The sequence below is a fragment of the Aeromonas sp. INTO2 genome (assembly GCF_049860605.1).
Taxonomy (GTDB): Bacteria; Pseudomonadota; Gammaproteobacteria; order Enterobacterales; family Aeromonadaceae; genus Aeromonas; species Aeromonas caviae.
The window spans coordinates 2,837,298-2,858,471 of sequence record NZ_CP187588.1 but is presented as its reverse complement, the minus strand read 5'-3'; the positions used below and the strand labels follow the sequence as shown (position 1 = coordinate 2,858,471).

The 21,174-nt window shown below is 62.7% G+C and carries 23 protein-coding genes; 21 read left to right on the top strand and 2 right to left on the bottom strand.

The genetic code is table 11. The features are described 5' to 3' along the window. Nucleotides 1-9 precede the first annotated feature (9 nt). The 18 genes from ACPW74_RS13430 (at nt 10) to ACPW74_RS13345 (ending at nt 15,972) form a co-directional block, all read left to right on the top strand. Nucleotides 10-2,160, top strand: a complete 2,151-nt coding sequence (locus tag ACPW74_RS13430; protein WP_425858200.1) for a chemotaxis protein CheA — start codon at nt 10-12, stop codon at nt 2,158-2,160. 31 nt (nt 2,161-2,191) lie between these two features. Continuing rightward, the gene (locus ACPW74_RS13425; protein WP_202040718.1) at nt 2,192-3,307 is read left to right on the top strand and encodes a protein-glutamate methylesterase/protein-glutamine glutaminase; all 1,116 of its coding nucleotides are present in this window, start codon (nt 2,192-2,194) and stop codon (nt 3,305-3,307) included. A gap of 2 nt (nt 3,308-3,309) precedes the next feature. Further along, nucleotides 3,310-4,047, top strand: a complete 738-nt coding sequence (locus ACPW74_RS13420) for a flagellar motor protein (protein WP_042016381.1) — start codon at nt 3,310-3,312, stop codon at nt 4,045-4,047. Nucleotides 4,048-4,049: 2 nt separating this feature from the next. Next, complete coding sequence (locus ACPW74_RS13415) at nt 4,050-4,958, top strand: OmpA family protein (RefSeq protein WP_041215581.1); 909 nt, start codon at nt 4,050-4,052, stop codon at nt 4,956-4,958. Between the two features lie 4 nt (nt 4,959-4,962). Next, entirely contained in the window at nt 4,963-5,757 is a 795-nt protein-coding gene (locus ACPW74_RS13410) for a ParA family protein (RefSeq protein ID WP_010673940.1), read from the top strand. Beyond that, nucleotides 5,754-6,620 (top strand): chemotaxis protein CheW, encoded by an 867-nt coding sequence (locus tag ACPW74_RS13405; RefSeq protein ID WP_048207241.1) that lies wholly within the window; start codon nt 5,754-5,756, stop codon nt 6,618-6,620. The genes ACPW74_RS13410 and ACPW74_RS13405 overlap by 4 nt, the downstream gene beginning before the upstream one ends. 69 nt (nt 6,621-6,689) lie before the next feature. Beyond that, a complete protein-coding gene (locus ACPW74_RS13400) occupies nt 6,690-7,178 on the top strand; it encodes a chemotaxis protein CheW (protein WP_010673942.1) in 489 nt (162 codons plus the stop codon). 71 nt (nt 7,179-7,249) lie between these two features. Next, on the top strand, nt 7,250-7,636 hold the full coding sequence (locus ACPW74_RS13395) for a DUF2802 domain-containing protein (RefSeq protein WP_010673943.1): 387 nt from the start codon (nt 7,250-7,252) through the stop codon (nt 7,634-7,636). Nucleotides 7,637-7,855: 219 nt separating this feature from the next. After that, nucleotides 7,856-8,491 carry a cytochrome c biogenesis heme-transporting ATPase CcmA gene (ccmA, locus tag ACPW74_RS13390; protein WP_319892683.1) on the top strand — a complete coding sequence of 212 codons (636 nt, stop codon included), beginning with the start codon at nt 7,856-7,858 and terminating at the stop codon, nt 8,489-8,491. Between the two features lie 3 nt (nt 8,492-8,494). Then, a complete protein-coding gene (ccmB, locus tag ACPW74_RS13385; protein ID WP_010673945.1) occupies nt 8,495-9,163 on the top strand; it encodes a heme exporter protein CcmB in 669 nt (222 codons plus the stop codon). Between the two features lie 166 nt (nt 9,164-9,329). Continuing rightward, nucleotides 9,330-10,070 (top strand): heme ABC transporter permease, encoded by a 741-nt coding sequence (locus tag ACPW74_RS13380; protein ID WP_010673946.1) that lies wholly within the window; start codon nt 9,330-9,332, stop codon nt 10,068-10,070. A gap of 2 nt (nt 10,071-10,072) precedes the next feature. After that, nucleotides 10,073-10,279, top strand: coding sequence for a heme exporter protein CcmD (gene ccmD / locus ACPW74_RS13375; RefSeq protein WP_039039901.1), 207 nt, complete (start codon nt 10,073-10,075; stop codon nt 10,277-10,279). Then, complete coding sequence (ccmE, locus tag ACPW74_RS13370) at nt 10,276-10,767, top strand: cytochrome c maturation protein CcmE (protein ID WP_048207244.1); 492 nt, start codon at nt 10,276-10,278, stop codon at nt 10,765-10,767. The genes ccmD and ccmE overlap by 4 nt, the downstream gene beginning before the upstream one ends. Nucleotides 10,768-10,846: 79 nt before the next feature. Then, the gene (locus tag ACPW74_RS13365) at nt 10,847-12,802 is read left to right on the top strand and encodes a heme lyase CcmF/NrfE family subunit (protein ID WP_048207245.1); all 1,956 of its coding nucleotides are present in this window, start codon (nt 10,847-10,849) and stop codon (nt 12,800-12,802) included. After that, complete coding sequence (locus tag ACPW74_RS13360) at nt 12,799-13,329, top strand: DsbE family thiol:disulfide interchange protein (protein WP_048207247.1); 531 nt, start codon at nt 12,799-12,801, stop codon at nt 13,327-13,329. The genes ACPW74_RS13365 and ACPW74_RS13360 overlap by 4 nt, the downstream gene beginning before the upstream one ends. A gap of 10 nt (nt 13,330-13,339) precedes the next feature. Beyond that, on the top strand, nt 13,340-13,822 hold the full coding sequence (locus ACPW74_RS13355; RefSeq protein WP_039039897.1) for a cytochrome c-type biogenesis protein: 483 nt from the start codon (nt 13,340-13,342) through the stop codon (nt 13,820-13,822). Continuing rightward, on the top strand, nt 13,819-15,081 hold the full coding sequence (ccmI, locus tag ACPW74_RS13350) for a c-type cytochrome biogenesis protein CcmI (RefSeq protein WP_319892677.1): 1,263 nt from the start codon (nt 13,819-13,821) through the stop codon (nt 15,079-15,081). The genes ACPW74_RS13355 and ccmI overlap by 4 nt, the downstream gene beginning before the upstream one ends. A gap of 78 nt (nt 15,082-15,159) precedes the next feature. Then, nucleotides 15,160-15,972 (top strand): VacJ family lipoprotein, encoded by an 813-nt coding sequence (locus ACPW74_RS13345; RefSeq protein WP_319892675.1) that lies wholly within the window; start codon nt 15,160-15,162, stop codon nt 15,970-15,972. Nucleotides 15,973-16,082: 110 nt separating this feature from the next. On the opposite strand, the gene sodB is transcribed toward ACPW74_RS13345, so the two are convergent. Further along, the gene (gene sodB, locus ACPW74_RS13340) at nt 16,083-16,667 is read right to left on the bottom strand and encodes a superoxide dismutase [Fe] (RefSeq protein ID WP_010673954.1); all 585 of its coding nucleotides are present in this window, start codon (nt 16,665-16,667) and stop codon (nt 16,083-16,085) included. A gap of 287 nt (nt 16,668-16,954) precedes the next feature. Between sodB and ACPW74_RS13335 the strand changes: the two genes are divergently transcribed. Next, nucleotides 16,955-17,299 (top strand): Grx4 family monothiol glutaredoxin, encoded by a 345-nt coding sequence (locus ACPW74_RS13335; protein WP_010673955.1) that lies wholly within the window; start codon nt 16,955-16,957, stop codon nt 17,297-17,299. Between the two features lie 67 nt (nt 17,300-17,366). Here the strand turns inward: ACPW74_RS13335 and ACPW74_RS13330 are convergent, their stop codons facing one another. Next, nucleotides 17,367-18,578, bottom strand: a complete 1,212-nt coding sequence (locus ACPW74_RS13330) for an RsmB/NOP family class I SAM-dependent RNA methyltransferase (RefSeq protein WP_010673956.1) — start codon at nt 18,576-18,578, stop codon at nt 17,367-17,369. Between the two features lie 211 nt (nt 18,579-18,789). Between ACPW74_RS13330 and ACPW74_RS13325 the strand changes: the two genes are divergently transcribed. Next, complete coding sequence (locus ACPW74_RS13325) at nt 18,790-20,757, top strand: reprolysin-like metallopeptidase (RefSeq protein WP_319892673.1); 1,968 nt, start codon at nt 18,790-18,792, stop codon at nt 20,755-20,757. After that, nucleotides 20,754-21,077: a hypothetical protein gene (locus ACPW74_RS13320; RefSeq protein ID WP_010673958.1), complete on the top strand. Its 324-nt coding sequence runs from the start codon at nt 20,754-20,756 to the stop codon at nt 21,075-21,077. Before ACPW74_RS13325 ends, ACPW74_RS13320 begins: the two co-directional genes overlap by 4 nt. Nucleotides 21,078-21,174 lie beyond the last annotated feature (97 nt).

The window sequence follows — 21,174 nt, the reverse complement described above, 5'->3', positions numbered from 1 at the left end:
GAGTGACGCATGGCCTTCGAAGTTGATGAAGACATACTGCAAGACTTTTTGGTCGAAGCATCAGAAATATTGGAACAGTTGTCTGAACAACTGGTCGACTTGGAAAAGCGGCCCGATGACAAGAACCTGTTGAACGCCATCTTCCGCGGCTTCCACACCGTCAAGGGGGGAGCGGGCTTCCTCTCCCTCACCGAACTGGTGGATGTCTGTCACGGTGCCGAGAACCTGTTCGACATGCTGCGCAACGGCAAGCGGACCCTCAGTGCCGAGCTGATGGATGTCATCTTGCAGGCGCTGGATGCCATCAACGTCATGTTTGCCCAGGTCCAGAACCGCGAAGAGATAAGCCCCGCTTCTCCCGATCTGCTGCACGATCTGCACGAGCTGTGCAAGCCGGAAGGGCAGGAGCAGCTGCGTACCGCCAGCGTGGCGGCCCAGCCAGCACCCGAGCCTGAGCCCGAACCAGAACCCGAGGTCATCGCCGAGGTGGCGCCTGTCGCCGTCAATGGCGGTGGCTCCATCGACGAGATCTCCGCCGACGAATTTGAACGCCTGCTCGATGAGCTGCACGGTGTCGGCAAAGCGCCGACGGTCTCTGCCGCCCCCGTGCTGAGCGGTTCAGGTGACATCACAGACGACGAATTCGAAGCCCTGCTCGACCAGCTCCATGGTCAGGGCCAGCACGGTGGTGCCCCCGATCTGGCCCCCCTGCAGTCGGTCCAGAAAGAGGTGGACGAGCTCATCGACGACGACGAGTTCGAGCGCCTGCTGGATGAACTGCACGGCCGTGGCCAGGCGCCCCAGCACAGTCTGGCGTCTGCTCCTGCGCCCGCTCCCGAACCCAAGGCCCCGGCACCCGCTGCCCCCGCAGCCCCGGTGACGCCGCCCAAGGCGCCTGTGGCCGCCAAACCCGCGCCGGCAGAGCCCCCAGCGCCAGCCAGGGCCGCCCCCGCCAAGCAGGCGGCTCCCGCCGAGAGCAGCGCGGTACAGAGCGATACCACGGTGCGGGTGGATACCAAGACCCTGGACGTCATCATGAACATGGTGGGCGAACTGGTGCTGGTGAGAAACCGCCTGGTGAGCCTCGGCATCGCCAGCAATGACGAAGAGATGTCCAAGGCTGTCGCGAACCTCGACGTCGTGACCGCCGATCTGCAGGGCGCGGTCATGAAGACCCGCATGCAGCCTATCAAGAAAGTATTCGGCCGCTTCCCGCGCGTGGTGCGCGATCTGGCTCGTACCCTCAAGAAGGAGATCGAGCTGGTGATGGTGGGTGAGGACACGGATCTGGACAAGAACCTGGTGGAGGCTCTGGCCGACCCCCTGGTTCACCTGGTGCGCAACTCCTGCGACCATGGCGTCGAGATGCCGGACGTGCGCGAGAAGGCGGGCAAGCCCCGTCAGGGCACCATCACCCTGAGCGCCTCCCAGCAAGGGGACCACATTCTGCTCTGCATCGAGGATGACGGCGCAGGGATGGACCCGGAGAAGCTCAAGTCCATCGCCATCAGCCGTGGCGTGCTCGATGCTGACAGCGCGGCGCGCATGAGCGACAACGATGCCTACAACCTGATCTTCGCCCCCGGCTTCTCCACCAAGTCGGAGATCTCCGACATCTCCGGCCGTGGAGTGGGCATGGACGTGGTGAAGACCAGCATCGTCAGCCTCAATGGCTCGGTGCACATCGATTCCACCTGGGGCAAGGGCACCCGTCTCGAAATCAAGGTTCCCCTGACCCTGGCCATTCTGCCGACCCTGATGGTGGAGGTGGGTCAGCAGACCTTCGCCCTGCCCCTCGGTTGCGTGAATGAAATTTTCCACCTGGATCTGAAAAAGGCCAACGTGGTGGATGGCCAGCTCACCATCATCGTCCGTGACAAGGCGATTCCGCTGTTCTACCTGCACAAGTGGCTGGTACGCGGTGCCGGCAAGACGGCCCGCCAGGACCAGGGGCACGTGGTCATCGTCCAGATAGGGACCCAGCAGGTGGGCTTCGTGGTAGACAACCTCATCGGTCAGGAAGAGGTGGTGATAAAGCCCCTGGACAACCTGCTGCAAGGTACCCCCGGCATGGCCGGCGCCACGATTACCAGCGACGGCGGCATCGCCCTCATTCTGGATGTGCCCAGCCTGCTCAAGGCCTATGCCCGTCGCCACTGAGCGCCAGGCTCAAGGAGTTAAAAGAATAACAATGGCAGTCAAGGTATTAGTGGTCGACGATTCGAGTTTCTTCCGCCGTCGGGTCAGCGAAATCATCAATCAGGATCCCCTGATGACGGTGATCGACACGGCCCAGAACGGGCGGGAGGCGGTAGACAAGGCGCAGCAGTTGCGGCCCGACGTCATTACCATGGACATTGAAATGCCGGTGCTCGACGGCATCAGCGCCGTGCGCGAGATCATGGCCAAGTGTCCGACCCCCATCCTGATGTTCTCCTCCTTGACCCACGAGGGAGCCAAGGCAACTCTGGATGCGCTGGATGCGGGCGCCCTCGATTTTCTGCCCAAGAAGTTTGAAGACATCGCCCGGGACAAGGACGAAGCCGTCAACCTGCTGCAGCAGCGGGTCAAGGAGATCGCTCGCAAACGCTTCCTGATGGCGACCCGGCCCCGTGCCCCCGAGCCTGCCGCCCGGCCCGCCGTCACGGGGACCCTGAATCGCCCCTTGGCCGAACGCCAGCCCGAGCCTGCGCGGGCAGCGGCGGCTCCCGCCGCGTTCAAGCGCAGTGGCAAGAGTTACCAGCTGGTTGCCATCGGTACCTCCACCGGCGGGCCGGTGGCACTGCAGAACGTGCTGACCAAGCTGCCGGGGGATTTCCCTCATCCCATTCTGCTGATCCAGCACATGCCGGCCACCTTCACCGCTGCCTTTGCCGCCCGCCTCAACGGGCTGTGCCAGATAGGGGTCAAGGAGGCGCAGGATGGCGACGTGCTCAAGCCGGGTCAGGCCTATCTTGCCCCCGGTGGCAAGCAGATGTTGCTGGAAGGGCGCGGGCCCGGTGCCCGTCTTCGCATCATCGATGGCAATGACAAGGTCAACTACAAACCCTGTGTGGACATCACCTTCGCCTCCGCCGCCAAGACCTATGGCGACAAGGTGCTGGCCATCGTCCTGACCGGCATGGGCGCGGATGGCCGCGACGGTGCCCGTCTGCTCAAGGAGCAGGGGGCGACCATCTGGGCGCAGGATGAAGCCTCCTGTGTGGTCTATGGCATGCCCCAGGCCGTTGCCAAGGCGGGCATAGCAAGCGAATCCCTGCCGCTGGATCGGGTGGCCCAGCGCATTCTGGTCGAGTTGGGCCGCTGACCATGGGCATGCTCGGCCTGGTGCTGGCGCTGGGGGCCGTCGCCATCGCCCAGTGGTGGCATGGCGGGAGCCTGCTGACCCTGCTGGATGGCCCGGCCTTTGTCATCGTCGTCGGGGGAACCTGGGGGGCGGTGATCTTGCAGACTCCCCGCAGGTACCTGCTCAGTGCCCTGAGGCAGGCTACCTGGATGCTGTTTCCGCCGCAGCTGGATCTTGCGGAGCAGGCCGAGCGCCTGAAGGCGTGGGCCCAGTTCGCCCGCCAGCAAGGCTTGCTGGCGCTGGAAAACCAGGCCGAGGCCGAGCCCGATCCCTTCACCCGCCAGGGGCTTTCCATGATTGTGGATGGCGTCTCCATCGAGGATATCCGCAGCCTGTTGGAGGCGGATATCGACATCGAGCAGGAGCGCAACGAGCACTCGGCCAGGGTGTTCGAGTCCATGGGGGGGTACAGCCCCACCATCGGCATCATCGGGGCCGTGATTGGCCTCATCCAGGCCATGTTTCATCTGGAGGAGCCAGGCACCCTGGGGGCGGGCATTGCCGTGGCCTTCGTCGCCACCATCTACGGGGTGGGCTTTGCCAACTTGCTCTATCTGCCAATTGCGAATCGGTTGCGCGCCTTCCACTACCATTACGGCCTCTATCAGGAGATGACCCTGGAGGGGCTTCTGGCCATCGCCCACGGGGAGAACGGCCCGCAGGTTGAAAGGCGGTTACGGGCTTATCTGAAAGGGGAGTAGCCATGCGCAAGCGCTATCGTTTGCACCTGCAAGGGCGAGAGCATCTCGATCGCTGGCTGGTCTCCTATGCCGATTACATGACGCTCATCTTCGCCCTTTTCGTGGTGCTCTACTCCGTTGCCATCGTCAACAAGGAGGAGTACCGCGCCGTCATCGAGGGCATGACCCAGGCCTTCAACCAGGCGCCGCGCAGCGATGGCCTGCTGGAAGGGCGGGGCAATGCCTTGTTGGACAACCCGGTCTCGGCCGCCCCCAGCCTGCTGGAGAGCCAGGCCTCTGCGTCCCCCTCGCGGGCACCCATCACGGGCACGCCCGTCTCGCAAGATGGCACGGCTCTTGCGCAGATCGACATGCAGATCCAGGAGTCCATGGGCGCCCTGGTCGATGCAGGGGTGGTGAAGCTTGCGCAGGATGACAACTGGCTGACGGTGGAGCTGAGTTCAGGTCTCCTGTTCAACAGTGGCAGCGCTTTTCTGGGGAGCAATGCCGCACCCGTGCTCGATACGCTTTCAGGTATTCTCAAACCGGTCGATAACTATGTCAGGGTGCGGGGCTACACGGATAACCAACCGATAAACAACGAAATTTTCCGCTCCAACTGGACATTGTCAGCGGCCCGTGCCGAGGCAGTGCTCAATGCCCTGGTGGGCAAGGGGGTGGCTCCCGGTCGGCTAGCCTACGAGGCGTACGGAGAGTTTTCCCCCTTCGTCGACAATGGCACCGAGCAGGGACGATTACAGAATCGCAAGGTGGTGGTCGCCATATCCAGGTTCGCCTGGGTGCCGCCAGCCCCCGTCAAACCGCTGACGGCGGCACCGGTGCAGGACGCACCGCAGAGTGTCGACAGTGAAAAGATCAGGGTGATCGCGCTGCCCGGTGGGGGCATACGCATAACAACAAGGCAGGATTGATACAGTGATTGTTTGGACGGTTGCCAATCAGAAAGGTGGAGTCGGTAAAACCACCACGGTCGTCTCCCTGGCGGGCATTCTGGCCCAGCGTGGCCAGCGGGTACTGCTGATCGACACCGACCCCCACGCCTCCCTGACCTCCTATCTCGATTTCGACTCGGACAGGCTGGAAGGCACCCTGTACGAGTTGTTCCAGGCGGCCAAACCCAGCGCCGAGCTGGTCAACCGGATGACCCTCAAGACCCGATTCGAGAACATCAGCCTGCTGCCCGCCTCGATTACCCTGGCCACGCTGGATCGGGTGATGGGCAACCGGGAAGGGATGGGGCTGGTGCTCAAGCGCGCTCTGCTGCGGGTGCAGGATCAGTTCGACTACGTGCTCATCGACTGTCCGCCGGTGCTGGGGGTCATGATGGTGAACGCGCTGGCGGCCTGCGATCGCATCCTGGTGCCGGTGCAGACCGAATTCCTGGCCCTCAAGGGGCTGGAGCGGATGATGAAGACCTTCGAGATCATGCAGCGCTCCAAGCGGGAGAAGTTCCGCTACACCATCATTCCGACCATGTTTGACAAGCGTACCCGTGCCTCCCTGATGACATTGCAGTCCATCAAGGAGCAGTATGGGGAGGCGGTGTGGAATGCGGTCATTCCCATCGACACCAAATTCAGGGATGCCAGTCTGGTGCACATTCCTCCCTCCATCTATGCACCGGGCAGCCGGGGCACCTATGCCTATGAGACCCTGCTCAACCATCTCGACGCGCTGGAGCGTCAACGGACCCAGGAGGTGATGCCGTGAGAGAGACCACCCAGGTTCGGGCCATGGACGACTATTTCCACTCCCTGCTGCTGGACGATGCCCTGCTGCGGGAAGATCCCGAAGACGAAGCACCGGCCCCTGCGTTGCAACGTCAGACCGTCGCCGTGCCGGAGGTGGCTGCCACCCCCTATCTTGAAGCCGATACCCGACTGGCCCAGCTGAGCGAGCTGCTTGCCCAGGTGGGACAGGTCCAGTTCGAGATGGATGCCCTGAGCCACGAAGATGTGCATGTCGAGCCATTCCAGCTCGAGGCGGAGGTGGTTGACAGTGAGCCTCTGGTCGCCCTGGCAGAGCCGGTGGTGGAAGCCGTGGCGGAGGAAGTCGAGCCCGTCGCCCTCGCGGTGGCAGAACCCGCGCCCGCCCTCGAAGCGGCGCCCGCACCGTCGACCTGGGAGAACCTGGATACCGGCAACGAGTTTCAGGCGCTCTTCTTCGACGTGGCCGGGGTGACGTTTGCGGTGCCTCTGACCGAGTTGGGGGGCATCCATCAACTGGGGGAGGTGACCTCTCTCTTCGGCCAGCCGGGCTGGTACAAGGGGATCATGACCTCCCGCGAGCAGAAGATGAACGTGGTGGACACGGCCCAGTGGGTCATGCCGGGCCAGCATCTGGAGATGGACGATTACAAATATCTGATTATGCTGGGAGAATCACCCTGGGGATTGGCCTGTCACCAGTTGAAGGGCACAGAACTGCTGCACCGGGACCAGGTGAAGTGGCGCCATCAGGAGGGCAAGCGCCCCTGGTTGGCCGGCATGGTCAAGGAGAAGATGTGTGCCCTGCTGCACGTCAGGGAGCTCTTGCTGCTGCTTGGCCGGGGCGTGAACATCGAAGGCCGCTGACAACGTCGGCATCGCCATGGTTTTATTGCTAATTTTACCCGTTGACGGGTTCATACAAGGATCAAGAAGATGACAGAGAAGCGCAATATTGCACAGAATCTGGCCGAAGACGAAGTGCTGCAGTGGGTGACCTTCCAGTTGGAAAATGAGACCTATGGCATCAACGTGATGCAGGTTCAGGAAGTGTTGCGCTACACCGAGATCGCTCCGGTCCCGGGTGCACCTGACTACGTGCTGGGTATCATCAACCTGCGTGGCAACGTGGTGACCGTCATCGATACCCGCTCCCGTTTCGGCCTGCCGGCCGGGGACGTGAGCGAGAACTCCCGCATCGTCATCATCGAGGCGGAGAAGCAGGTAATCGGCATCATGGTGGACAGCGTGGCCGAGGTGGTCTATCTGCGCTCCTCCGAGATCGATGCCGCCCCGGCGGTGGGCACCGAGGAGAGCGCCAAGTTCATCCAGGGCGTCAGCAACCGTGACGGCCAACTGCTGATCCTGGTGGATCTCAACAAGCTGCTCTCCGACGAAGAGTGGGAAGACATTGGTTCCCTGTAACAGGGACGGGAACGTGCGGACGGGGGCGATGGCACCTGTCCGCCTCCCTGTGACGGTAAGGTGATGGTTTGATGATTGAATTTGCAGCCTTGGGGTTGTCCTTGCTCGCACTGGTGCTGGCCCTTTACGGGATCCTGGGGCACCGTCGTCGCCAGCGAGAGTCCGAGGCCAGGGTGGAAGCGCTGCAGGGGCAGCTCGAGAGTCTGCGCAAGCAGATGATGGAGTTGCACACGGGCGCCATCGGTATGGGTCAGCGTCTGCAAGCCGCAGAAGGGGCCATGCAGAAGATCCACGACAGCCAGCAGGAGCTGACGTTGCAGGATCCGGAGCGCCGCCTCTACAGCCGCGCCGCCAAGATGGTGGAGCTGGGTGCCGATCTGGACGAGGTGATGAGCGAGTGCGAGTTGCCCCAGGCGGAAGCGGAGCTGCTTATTTCCTTGCGAAAGGGACGCAGCTGACGGATGTGTCGCGGGGAGGCCGGTGCCTCCCCGCTTTCTGTTCGGCCCGTGGCCACCTCTTTCTTGATGCCGGGACGGTGGATAATCCTTTGGCATCAATCTCTTTGGTGGGGGCGCGATCTTCCCCACAAATCCTGTTGATTATTGGCATCTTTGAAAAGACGCCTCCGGATCCTGTGTTAAGATGCAGGCCGCCTCATTTTCAACGATTACATCCCCATGCTGCTTCAAGCGAACAATCTGAGCTGCGTGCGTGAAGATCGCACCCTGTTTGAACATCTCTCCTTCGCGGTGCGTGCCGGGGATTTGATGCAGATTGAGGGTCCCAACGGGGTGGGCAAGACCAGCCTGTTGCGCCTGCTCACCGGCCTCTCCGAGCCCTTTGCTGGCGAGGTGTGCTGGAATGGGGAGAATATCCGCCATTGCCGGGATGAATACCACGCCAGCCTGCTTTACCTGGGCCATCAGCCCGGCGTCAAGGCGACCCTGACCCCCCTTGAGAATCTCTCCTTCTACCAGAAGCTTCATGGCCCTGCCGGGGACGGCGTGGATCTCTGGCGGGTGCTGGCCCAGGTCGGCCTCGCCGGTTTCGAAGACTATCCCGCGGGACAGCTCTCCGCCGGGCAGCAGCGACGGGTGGCGCTGGCCAGGCTGTGGCTGAGCGAGCGACCGGCGCTCTGGATCCTGGACGAGCCCTTCACCGCCATCGACAAGCAGGGGGTCAGGGTGCTGGAGCAGTTGTTCCTCGCCCACGCGGACAGGGGGGGCATGGTGGTCCTTACTACCCACCAGGATCTGACCCTGATGCAGGGACGGCTCAAGACCCTCTCTCTGACCTCGCTGTTGCAGGAGTAGCCCATGCTGCGCGCCGTCATACACCTTATTCACCGCGAGTTGCTGATGGCCCTGCGCCAGCGCGCCGACATCTTCAACCCGCTCTGGTTCTTCCTCATCGTCATCACCCTGTTTCCATTGGGGATCGGGCCCGAGCCCCAGTTGCTGGCCCGCATCGCTCCCGGCATCATCTGGGTGGCGGCCCTGCTGGCGGCCATGCTCTCCCTGGAGCGGCTGTTTCGTGACGACTTCAGTGACGGCGCCCTGGAGCAGATGATGCTGATGCCTCATCCCCTGGGGTTGCTGGCCCTGGCCAAAGTAATCGCTCACTGGTTGCTGACCGGTCTGCCGCTGTTGCTGGTCTCCCCCTTGCTCGCCATCCTGCTCTCCCTGGAGCTGAAGACCTATCTGGCCGTGGTGGCCACCCTGGCGCTCGGTACGCCGGTGCTGAGCCTGCTCGGGGCGGTCGGAGTGGCGCTGACCGCAGGGCTGCGCAAGGGGGGCGTGCTGCTCAGCCTGTTGCTGCTGCCGCTCTATATTCCGGTGCTTATCTTCGCCACGTCCGCCATCGACGCGGCGAGCATGGGACTGCCCTATGCCGGTCAGCTCGCCATCCTGGGGGCCATGCTGGTGGGGGCATTGACCCTGACGCCCCTGGCCATCTCGGCGGCGTTGCGGGTGAGTGTCAACTGATTGATTTGGTGAAAAGATTTTCGTTTGAAGCCTTGTTAGGGGCGAGATAGTTGAGATAGATCAAGGGGATGGCTGCTTATTGCTTTCGGGGGATATGATGTTTTTCCCCCATGGGTATGGTAGCCCTCGCCACTTAAAAATTAATAACTGAAAGGTTTCGTGAGCTATGTGGAAATGGTTGCACCCTTATGCCAAACCCGAGCGCGCCTATGGGCTGGCCGGCACCCTGCTGCCCTGGTTTGCCGTGACAAGCCTGCTCGCCTTCATCATCGGCACCGTCTGGGGGCTGGCTTTCGCACCCGCCGATTACCAGCAGGGCGACTCTTTCAGGATCATCTATATCCATGTGCCTTCCGCCATCCTCTCCATGGGCGCCTACTCCACCATGGCGGTGGCCGCCTTCATTGGCCTGGTGTGGCAACTGCGCATGGCAGACATGACGGTGGCGGCCATCGCCCCGGTGGGGGCCGTCTTCACCTTCATTGCCCTCTTTACCGGCGCCGCCTGGGGCAAACCCATGTGGGGCACCTGGTGGGTGTGGGATGCCCGGCTCACCTCCGAGCTCATCCTGCTGTTCCTCTATCTGGGTGTCATCGCCCTCTACAACGCCTTCAGCGACAAGGTGGTGGCGGGCCGCGCCGCCGGCATCCTGGCGCTGGTCGGGGTGATCAACCTGCCCATCATCCACTACTCGGTGGAGTGGTGGAACACCCTGCACCAGGGGGCCACCATCACCAAGTTTGACAAACCCTCCATCTCCCCCGAGATGCTGTGGCCGCTGCTCATCATGATCCTGGCGTTCGCCGCGTTTCTCGGTGCCCTGACCCTGATGCGTTTTCGCAATGAGCTGCTGATGCGGGAGTGGCACCGCCCCTGGGTCGCCGACATCGCCAGGCAGGAGAAGTAAGCATGCACTTTGCCTCGTTCAGTGATTTCATGGCCATGGGAGGCTATGCCTTCTACGTCTGGCTCTCCTTCGGTCTGACCCTGCTCTGCCTGGTCGGCATCGTCATTTCCACCCGGTTGAAGACCCGCAGCCTGCTCGGCGAACTGCGCAACAAGCAGGCTCGGGAGGCACGCCGCAAGGCAGCCCAGCAGATGGAGAACACCCTATGAACCCGCGCCGCAAGAAACGCCTCACCATCATCCTGGCCATCAGCCTGGGCCTTGTCAGCGTGATTGGCCTGGTGCTCTATGCCCTGAGTCAGAACATCGACCTCTTCTACACCCCGAGCGAGCTGGTGGAAGGGAAGGGGCCGGAGAAGATCAAGCCCGAGGAGGGGCAGCGCCTGCGCATCGGTGGCCTGGTGGTGCCGGGGTCTGTGGTGCGGGATCCCCAGAGCCTCAAGGTAGCCTTCAAGCTGGTGGACAACGGCGGCCATCTGGTGACGGTGGAGTTTGACGGTATCCTGCCGGACCTGTTCCGCGAGGGGCAGGGCATTGTCGCTCAAGGCACCCTCAAGGATGCCACCACGGTCGCCGCCTTCGAGGTGCTGGCCAAGCACGACGAGAACTACATGCCGCCGGAAGTGGCCGACGCCACCAACGGCATGCACTTCAAGCCCGAATACACAGAGGCGCAGTTGCAGGGAGCCAAGCAATGATGCCGGTATGCGCCAAGAATTCACTTCTTTATACCGCCAAATCGGCAGGTTTCTCCGTGCAATCGAGAGGGAATAGTCAATGATCCCGGAATTAGGGCAGTTCTCACTGATCCTGGCCTTCGCCACCGCCCTGCTGCTGGGCAGTTACCCGCTGATCGGGGCCCATCTCGGTCGTCTTGGCATGATGTCGGCGGCCCGCCCGCTCGCCTACAGCCAGTTCCTGCTGCTGCTGCTGTCGTTTATCTGCCTCACCTGGGCCTTTATCGACAACGACTTCACCGTGCAGTACGTGGCCACCAACTCCAACAGCCTGCTGCCCCTGCAATACCGCATCTCGGCGGTGTGGGGAGCCCATGAAGGCTCGCTGCTGCTCTGGGTGCTGACCCTGGGGGGCTGGACGGCGGCGGTAGCCCTCTTCAGCCGTCGCCTGCCGCTCGATGCGGTGGCGCGGGTACTCGGGGTGCTCGGCCTTATCTCGGTGGGCTTCACCGCTTTTGTGCTGTTCACCTCGGATCCTTTCACCCGCACCCTGCCGTATTTCCCGGTGGACGGGCGGGATCTCAATCCGCTTCTGCAGGATCCCGGTCTCATCTTCCACCCCCCCATGCTCTACATGGGCTACGTGGGCTTCTCGGTGGCCTTCGCCTTCGCCATCGCCTCCCTGATGACGGGGCGTCTGGACGCCACCTGGGCGCGCTGGTCCCGTCCCTGGACCATGGCGGCTTGGGTCTTCCTGACGCTGGGCATCGTGCTCGGTTCCTGGTGGGCCTATTACGAACTCGGCTGGGGCGGCTGGTGGTTCTGGGACCCGGTGGAAAACGCCTCCTTCATGCCCTGGCTGGCGGGCACGGCCCTGCTCCACTCCCTCGCGGTGAGCGAGAAGCGCGCCACCTTCAAGGCCTGGACCGTGCTGCTGGCGCTCTCGGCCTTCTCCCTGAGCCTGCTCGGCACCTTCCTGGTGCGTTCCGGCGTGCTGGTGTCGGTCCATGCGTTTGCCTCGGACCCGACCCGGGGTCTGTTCATCCTGGGCTTCCTGCTGGCGGTGATAGGCAGCTCCCTATTGCTGTTCGCCTTCAAGGGCTCTCAGGTGAAGAGCCATGGCAAGCATGAGCTGTGGAGCCGCGAGACCCTGCTCCTTGGCAACAACATCCTGCTGGTGGCGGGCCTGCTCACCGTGCTGCTCGGCACCCTGTTGCCCCTGGTGCACAAGGAGCTGGGGCTTGGCAGCATCTCCATCGGCACCCCCTTCTTCAACCACATCTACAGCTGGCTCATCATCCCCTTCGCCCTGCTGCTGGGGGTGGGCCCCCTGTTCCGCTGGCGCCGCCAGGATCTCGGTGAGCTCAAGGGCAAGGTGATGCTCGCCCTGGTGCTGAGCCTGGCCGCGGCTCTGCTGTTGCCCAAACTCTTTGCCGAGGCGTTCAAACCCTGGGCTGCGCTCGGTATCGGGCTTGGCGTCTGGATCATCGTCACCAGCGTGCAGGAGACCTGGGCGCGGGCCACCCACAAACACGGTTTTGCCACCGGCGTGCGCAAGCTTGGCAACAGCCACTGGGCCATGATCCTGGGGCACGTGGGGCTCGCGGTGAGCATCATCGGCATCGCCTGCACCCAGAACTACAGCATCGAGAAGGACCTGCGGATGCAGGCCGGCGATCGCGTCCAGTTCGCCGATTACGAGTTCGTCTTCACCGGCATCAAGGAGAAGAACGGCCCCAACTACGACGGTTTCAAGGGCGTGCTGGAAGTGCACCGGGATGGCAAGCAGGTAGCCCTGCTCAAGCCCGAGAAGCGGATGTACACCGTGAGCCGCATGCCGATGACCGAGGCGGCCATCGATGCGGGGGTTACCCGGGATCTCTATGCGGCGCTCGGCGAGCAGCTCGACAACGGCGCCTGGGCGGTACGGATCTACTACAAGCCCTTCGTGCGCTGGATCTGGTTCGGCGGCGTCTTCATGGCCATCGGCGGCGTGCTGGCCATGCTGGACAAGCGCTACCGTTTCGGCCGTCGTGACGAGGAGACCAAGGCATGAGCAAGAAGACCTGGCTCTATCTGCTGCCCTTCATCATCTTCCTGATGGGGGCCGTATTCCTGTTCAAGGGGCTCTACTCCGATCCCACCAAGCTGGAATCCGTGATGGTGGACAAGGAGGTGCCCGTGTTCACCCTGCAGGACATCTATGACCTGGGCAAGCAGCACGACAGAAGCATCTTCAAGGGGCGCCCCATGCTGCTCAACGTCTGGGCCACCTGGTGCCCGACCTGTTACGGGGAACACACCTACCTCAAGGAGCTGGCGGGGCAGGGGATCTACATCGTCGGCATGAACTACAAGGACGAGCGTGACAAGGCCATCAAGTGGCTGGCGGAGCTTGGCAATCCCTACCAGGTCAACCTCTATGATCCGGACGGCATGCTTGGGCTGGATCTCGGTGTCTATGGCGCGCCCGAGACCTTCTTCATCGACAGCCAGGGCATCATCCGCTATCGCCACGTGGGGGACATCAACCCAGACGTCTGGGCCAGTACCCTCAAACCCATCTTCGATGCCATGAAGTGAGGCCTCCCCGATGAAAACACTGATTGCATCCCTGTTGTTGCTGGCCGGTCTCGTCTGTGCCGGACAGGCCCGCGCCGCCATCGATGTCTACACCTTCGAGAGCGACGCCCAGGAGCAGACCTTTCGCGAGCTGACTAAGGAGCTGCGCTGCCCCAAGTGCCAGAACCAGGACATCGCGGATTCCAACGCCGGGCTTGCCAAGGATCTGCGGGACAAGACCTACCAGATGGTGCGCGAGGGCAAGGAGAAGCAGGAAGTGGTGGACTACATGGTGGCCCGCTACGGCAACTTCATTCTCTATGATCCCCCCCTGATGGCCTCGACCCTGATCCTCTGGCTTGGCCCCTTGCTGGTCATCGTGATTGGCGTCGTCACAGTGGTGGTGCGAAGCCGCCGCCATGCCCCTGCTCCCTTGCAACAGCCTGAAGGCACCCTGAGTGCAGAAGAGCAGGCCAGGCTGTCCGCCCTGCTCAAAGAGGAAGAGAAACCATGACCCCATTCTGGATACTGGGTGCGGCCCTGCTGGTGCTGGCGAGCCTGGCGCTGATCGTGCCGCTCTGGCGTGGCGAGGGCAGGCAGAGCATCAGTCGCTCGGCCCTCAACAAGCAGCTCTATCGCCAGCGCCTGCTGGAGATAGGGGAGGAGCGGGAGCAGGGGATACTGGCGGAGGAGCCGGAATCCCTGGTGGAGCTGCAGCGCAGCCTCCTGGACGACATTCCCGACGTGGAGCAGACCGCCCGTGGCGGCAAGAGCCTGATCTGGATCCCCGGTGTGCTGGTGCTGGCGGTGGTGAGCATCGGCCTCTACGCCAAGCTCGGCGCCTGGCAGGAGGTGAGCCGCTGGCAGGATGCCAGCAGCCGGTTGGGGGAGCTCAGCAATCGCATCCTGGTGGAGCGCGACACCCGGGTGACCGAGCAGGATCTGCTGGACTTCACCCTGGCCCTGCGAACCCGGCTGAAAGAAGAACCGAACGACTACCGTGGCTGGCTGCTGCTGGGGCGCCTGACCCTGGATGGCAATGATCCCGAGATGGCCCGCGAGGCGCTGGAGCGTGCCTACGCTCTCGCGCCCCAGAAGGCCATGGTGGCGGTGCCCTATGCCCAGGCCCTGATGATGACGGGGGAGGAAGCCCGTGCGGATCAACTGTTGCAGGCGGTCATTACCGAGGACCCGGCCAACATCGAGGCTCGCTCCGTCCACGCCTTCATGGCCCTGCAAAAAGAGGATTTCCAGACCGCCCTCGACCGCTGGCAGGGGATGTTGCCGCTGCTGGAGCCGGGCTCGGCCCGCTACACCATGGTGGAACGCTCCATGGAGTACGCCAGGCAGCAGCTTGGCCAGCGTGGCATCGCCGTGACTACCCCGTCTGCCGAAGGCCAGGTACAAGCCGAGGTGCTGGCGGTGAAAGAGGGGGAGTTCCCCCTGCACATCACCCTGGCGCCGGGCATCAAGATGCCGGAAGATGCCCATCTGTTCGTCTTTGCGGTGATCCCCAACGGTCCGCCCATGCCCATCGCGGTCAAGCGCATTGCAGGCCCGCATCTCCCGCTCACCCTCTCCCTGGGGGACGGGGATGCCATGATGGAGGGGAGCAAGCTGGCGGCCCATGCCGAGCTGCAGTTCAAGGCGCGCCTCTCCCGGGGCGGCAACGTCATGAACAAGGAAGGCGCCTTTGAAGGGGTTTCGGTCACCGTGCCGACCAGCACCATCCCCACAGCGCCGATTGACATCCGCATCGATCACGCCCTCTAATACGCTTTTGGCCCACCCCTTGGGGTGGGCCCCCTGTATAATTCATATCAATACCCAAAAAAATCTTAGGACTTTCATATGTATCTGCGTTCAGGAGCATTGGCGGTGGCATTGCTGCTCGCGGGCTGTGCGGGCGGCCCTCCCAAGCCGGGCCCGGAGAGCCTGGATCTCGGTGAGACCCCGAGCCGCCCCGGGGCATCCAGCACGGCCAGCGATCCTCGCGACCCCTTCCAGGGGCCCAACCGTGCCATGTGGGCCGTCAACTATGACGTGCTGGAGCCCTATGTAGCGCGCCCCGTGGTACACGGCTATGCCCGCTATGTCCCGCAAGGAGTGAGGGACAGCATCGAGAATTTCGTGGACAACTTCGACGAACCGAGCAGCATGGTAAACCACCTGCTGGTGGGTGATCTGAAAGGGGCCGGTACTAACCTGGGCCGCTTCACCCTCAACACCACTGTGGGCCTGCTCGGTCTGTTCGACGTGGCCAAGCATGCGGGCCTGGCTCGCAACACGCTGGAAATGGACACCGTGCTCGGCAAGGCCGACATCGGGGATGGCGCCTATCTGATGGTGCCGGTCTACGGTCCCACCACCACCCGTCAACTGGTTGGGGATACCATTGATACCATCTACTTCCCCTATGCCCTGCTGACCTTCCCGCTGAAGGTGGTGCACTGGGCGCTGGATGGCCTCGGTACCCGCTCCAAGCTGATCGATCAGGAGCGCATCATCGACAACGCGCTGGATCCTTACGCCCTGACCAAGGACTTCTACTTGCAGTACAACGATGGCAAGGTGACGGGTCGCAAACCCGAGCTCCAGGAGCAGAAGCCAGAGGCGGCGTATGATGGCAACCTCGACGATTACATGGACGAGATAGACCAGTAAGCACGGTCATCTTCCACAAGGCGCCTACGGGCGCCTTTGTTGTCGATGGCAGGTATTCGACCATAAAAAAACGCCCCGCAAGTGCGGGGCGTTTTGGCAAGAAAGGCTTATCAGGCAGCCAGGTTCTTGGCCACGAATTCCCAGTTGACCAAGGCCCAGAAGGTTTCCATGTACTTCGGACGCAGGTTGCGGAAATCGATGTAGTAGGCGTGTTCCCACAGGTCGACGGTCAGCAGCGGGGTGGTACCGGCTTCGGTCAGCGGGCAACCGGCGTTGGAGGTGTTGACTATGGCCAGGGAGCCGTCAGCCTTTTTCACCAGCCAGGTCCAGCTGGAGCCGAAGTTGCCGATGGCAGACTTGGTGAACGCATCCTTGAACTCGGCGAAGGAGCCGAAGGCCTTGGTGATGGCATCGGCCAGGGCGCCAGTGGGCTCGCCACCGCCGTTCGGGGAGAGGCAGTGCCAGTAGAAGGTGTGGTTCCAGATCTGGGCAGCGTTGTTGAAGACGCCACCAGTGGAGGTCTTGATGATCTCTTCCAGAGACTTGCCTTCAAACTCGGTACCCGGCACCAGGTTGTTCAGGTTGACCACGTAGGTGTTGTGGTGCTTGCCATGGTGGTATTCCAGGGTTTCCTGGGAGATGTGCGGTTCCAGAGCATTGATTGCATAGGGCAGAGCGGGAAGTTCGAAAGCCATTTTCTACTCTCCATTGGCTGGTCCGTGCGAAGGCGACGGTTGCAAGACATTGCGTACTCTTTTCTATCTTGAAAAGAATTGTTCTTGAAATGAGGGGGCCAGACGGCCCAAAGCCCGTCGATTGTAGCAGTATCAAAGATGGGCGAACAACCCTTGATTCTTGCCATGATCCGGATCAAGCTGCGGCGTATTGATGCATGACTTCTTTCATTCGCAACGGTTTGCCAGTTTGTGGTCTGCCCGGATTGCAGTAGAATGGCCGCCGAAATCGCTCCAGTGAGGCATTTATGGAAACTATTGAAAAGATCAAACAGCAGTTGGCTGAGAATCCCATCATCCTCTACATGAAGGGATCCCCCAAGCTGCCCAGCTGCGGTTTCTCTGCCCAGGCCTCCCAGGCCCTGATGTCCTGCGGCGAGCCTTTCGCCTATGTCGACATCCTGCAGAACCCGGACATCCGCGCCGAGCTGCCGAAATTCGCCAACTGGCCCACCTTCCCGCAACTGTGGGTCGAGGGTGAGCTGGTCGGTGGTTGCGACATCATGATCGAGATGTTCCAGGCCGGCGAGCTGCAGACCCTTATCAAGGAAACTGCCGCCAAGCACAAGCAGGATGACGCTGCTGCCGAGTAAGGCCGCATCCATACCATGCAAAAAGGGGAGCCACTGGCTCCCCTTTTCTTTGTGCCCACGACAGACATCAGGCGATGCGTTCGAGGCGCGCCATGTAGAAGCCGTCGAAGCCGGTCTCGGCCGGGCTGACGTTGTGATCGCCGATCAGGCGGAAGTGCTCGTTGGCGGCGAGGAACTTGTCCACCTGCTGGCGGTTCTCCTCGGGCAGGATGGAGCAGGTGGCGTAGACCAGCAGGCCGCCCACCTTCACCATCTGGCTGTAGCGCTGCAGGATCTCCTCTTGCAGGGCGACCAGCACCGGCAGGCGCTCGGCGGTGTCGCGCCACTTGGCATCCGGGTTGCGCTTGAGCACGCCAAGGCCGGAGCAGGGGACGTCCAGCAGCACGCGATCGGCGCTTTCTTTAAGGCGCTTGACGGTCTTGCTGCTGGTGATGACCCGGGTCTCCACGTTGTGGGCACCGGCGCGGCGGGCGCGCTGCTTGAGGTTCTCCAGTTTCCACTCTTCCACGTCCATGGCCAGCAGACGACCCTTGCCCTGCATCATGGCGGCCAGGTGCAGGGTCTTGCCGCCGGCACCGGCACAGGCGTCGATGACCCGCATGCCGGGCTTGACGTCGAGGGCCGCGGCCACCAGTTGGGAGCCGGCATCCTGCTGCTCGAAGCAGCCATCGGCAAAGGCCTGGGTACGGAACAGGGCGGCGTCCGAGGTCACTTGCAGGGCGGTCTCCACTCCGTCGACGGGCACTGTGGTGACATGCTCTTTGGCCAGCATGGCTTGCAGCTCGTCCCGGGTGCACTTGAGGGTGTTGACCCGCAGGTAACGCTTGGGCATCCAGGCCAGGGCGGCACGCTCGGCCGGCCAGGCGTCGCCCAGTTGCTCGCTGCCGAGTTTTTCCAGCCAGGCAGGGCAGCCGTCCATCAGCACGGGGTTCTTCTTGGCCTCGGTCAGGCGGCGGCGGAACGCCTCCTCGTTGAAGCGATCCAGGGTCGGGTGGTTGGGCTGATCTATCTTGTGGAAGGCGTGCCAGCTGTGCAGCAGCGGCCAGACATTCTTCTCCGCCTGACGGACCTGGATGCCGGTGAGGAAGCAGTAGAGGCTGAGGCGGCGCAGCAGATCGCCGGTGACCAGGGCAATCCTTGCCTGTTCTTGCGGTTTGAGTTCGATGCCGGAGAAGTGACGGGCATAGGCGCGGTCGAGGGTAAGACCCTGACCCAGCACATCGTCAACGATGGCAACGACCAGATCCCCGAAACGGGGCAACAGTGGGGACTTGAGCATGAGATTAACCTTGGCCAAAGAAAGAGTGAACCGGCCCCGTCGAAGAGGGGTTCTGGAACGGACAAATCCGCGCCATGATAGGGGCTAGTCTGCATTGGTGCAACCTTCCCCATTCGGGGAATGTACAGAGGATGTTGCTGGACTAATCGGACCAGCGGGCAAATGATGCCGTGGCAGTTCAGGTGAATCCGTTTAAAAAGGAATTAAAAAGATGCAGTTGATGAAATATTCTCCGCTGGCGGTGCTGGTGGCGGGTCTGATGACGTCCGGCAACCTGATGGCCGGCGAGTGGCATACGGTCACGGCGCGGGCCACCGCCGCCGATGGGTACGAGGTGAGGGCCAGCCAGTATCGCATCGTCACCGTCTCCACCGATTACCTGGCTGCCCTGAAGGGGGGCGAGCGCCGCCTGACCCTGCCCCTGCCGGATGGCAAGGAGGTGACCTTCAGCCTGCAACCCTATGATCTGCTGCCGGCGGATCTGGCCGCCAAATATCCCGATATCCTGGCCTTCAAGGGGTACAACGAAGCGGCGCCGGGCGAGACCGGGCGCTTCGATCTCGGTCCCCAAGGATTCCACGCCATGTTCAGCCATGAAGGGAAAATGGTGTTCGTCGATCCCCTTCGCAATGGGGAAGGCTATGCCGTCTATTACCAGCAGGATGCCCACAGCCGGCTGGAAGAAGAGGCGGACAAGGTGATCGGGGGCGAGGCCAAAAAGCTGGCCCGCCAGGTGCTGGTGGATGGCAACGAGCGCAAGCGCTATGTCATCGCCATCTCGGCGGCGGGGGAGTACACCCAGTATCACGGCGGCACCGTGGAGGCGGGTCTTGGCGCCATCACCACCCTGCTCAACCGGGTCAACGAGGTCTACCAGCGTGACGTGGCGGCCGAATTCCAACTCGCCAGCGGCAACGACACCATCATCTTCACCGACGTGGCGAACGATCCCTTCAACAATGATGACGGCGATATCGATGCCAACATGCAGGTGCAGGCCGATGCCCTGACCAAGGGGCTGGGGGCCTTCGACATCGGCCATGTGGTCAACACCGGTGGCGGCGGCCTGGCGGGACTGGGCGTACTCTGCACCCCTGACAAATCGGCGGGGATGACGGGCTCCTCCGAGCCGGTGGGGGATGCCTTCTTCATCGACTACGTGGCCCACGAGATTGGTCACCAGTTCGGGGCAGACCACACCTTCAACGGCACCACAGGCAGTTGTGGCGGCGGCAACCGGGAACCAAGCCAGGCCTGGGAGCCGGGCAGCGGCAGCTCCATCATGGCCTATGCGGGGATCTGCGGAGACGAAGATCTGCAGCCCCACAGCGAGCCCTATTTCCACAGCAAGTCCATCGAGCAGATGCGGGCCCACATGGCCACGGAGCCAAATTGCGGCACCCCGTTGGTGCTGGTCAACAATGCGCCCCAGGTGGCGGCAGGCAATGACTACGTCATCCCTGCGAACACCCCCTTCGTGCTCAAGGGGGCGGGGGCCGATCTTGACAGCGATCCGCTGAATTACACCTGGGAGCAGATCGATCTGGGGACGGAGTCGAGCAGCCCGGCCACCATGGTGGACGACGGCAGCCGTCCGCTGTTCCGTTTCGTGGCGCCGACCAGCGTGCCGGAGCGCACCCTGCCGAGTCTCACCTCCCTGCTCACCAACACCCTGGCGATAGGGGAGGCCTGGCCTGCCACCAACCGGGACCTGAACTTCCGCCTCACGGCGCGGGACGGCAAGGGCGGTGTCGCCAGCGATGACATGAAGATCCAGGTGGTCAACACCGGCAAGGCCTTTGCCCTGACCAGCCCGGTGGTGACCCCCCTGGGGGCGGGCAAGACGCAGACCATCAGTTGGGAAGTGGCCGGCACCAATGCCGCCCCCATCAACTGCAGCAAGGTGGATCTCTTCATGACCCGGGACGAGGGGGCAAACTGGACTTCCCTTGCCAGCGGCAAACCCAACTCGGGCTCGGCGAGCGTCACCATCCCGGCGGGCCAGGATGGCACTGCCCGCTTGAAGGTGGCGTGCAGCGACAACATCTTCTTCGCCATCAGTCCCCTCAAGCTCTCGGTCACCCAGCGCGGTGAAGAGGGGGGAAGCGGTGGCGGCGGTGCCCTCGGCTTCTGGACCCTGGCCCTGGCGTTGCTGGGCTGGCAGCGGAGGCGGGCATGAGACTGGCCGGGGTGCTGCTGCTCACCCTGCTCGGTGGTTGTCAGGCCGATGCAGACACCCTGGAACAGGCGGTCAGCGCCAGCCTTGCCAGGCAGGATTACCGGCTGATCGTGCGGGCCGGGCGCGGCGAGGTGGCGCCCGGGATCGCGGCGGATCAGCAGGCGGCGGCCAAGGCGCGCTGCGGCGTGCGCTATCTCGATGGATTCGGGGATGTCATCAAGCCGGATCAGAAGGAGGCCCATGCCAGGCTGAGCGCCTATGCGGCGGACTACAACCGGCGCATGCTGGCCCATTGCCCGCCGGTTGACGGCAAGCAGTAGGCTGACGGTCATCGGCATAAAGAGGGAGGCATGAGCCTCCCTCTTTTTTTGCTCCGCCATTTGGCCGCCCCGAGGCTTGTACCCATGGCGCGCTCGT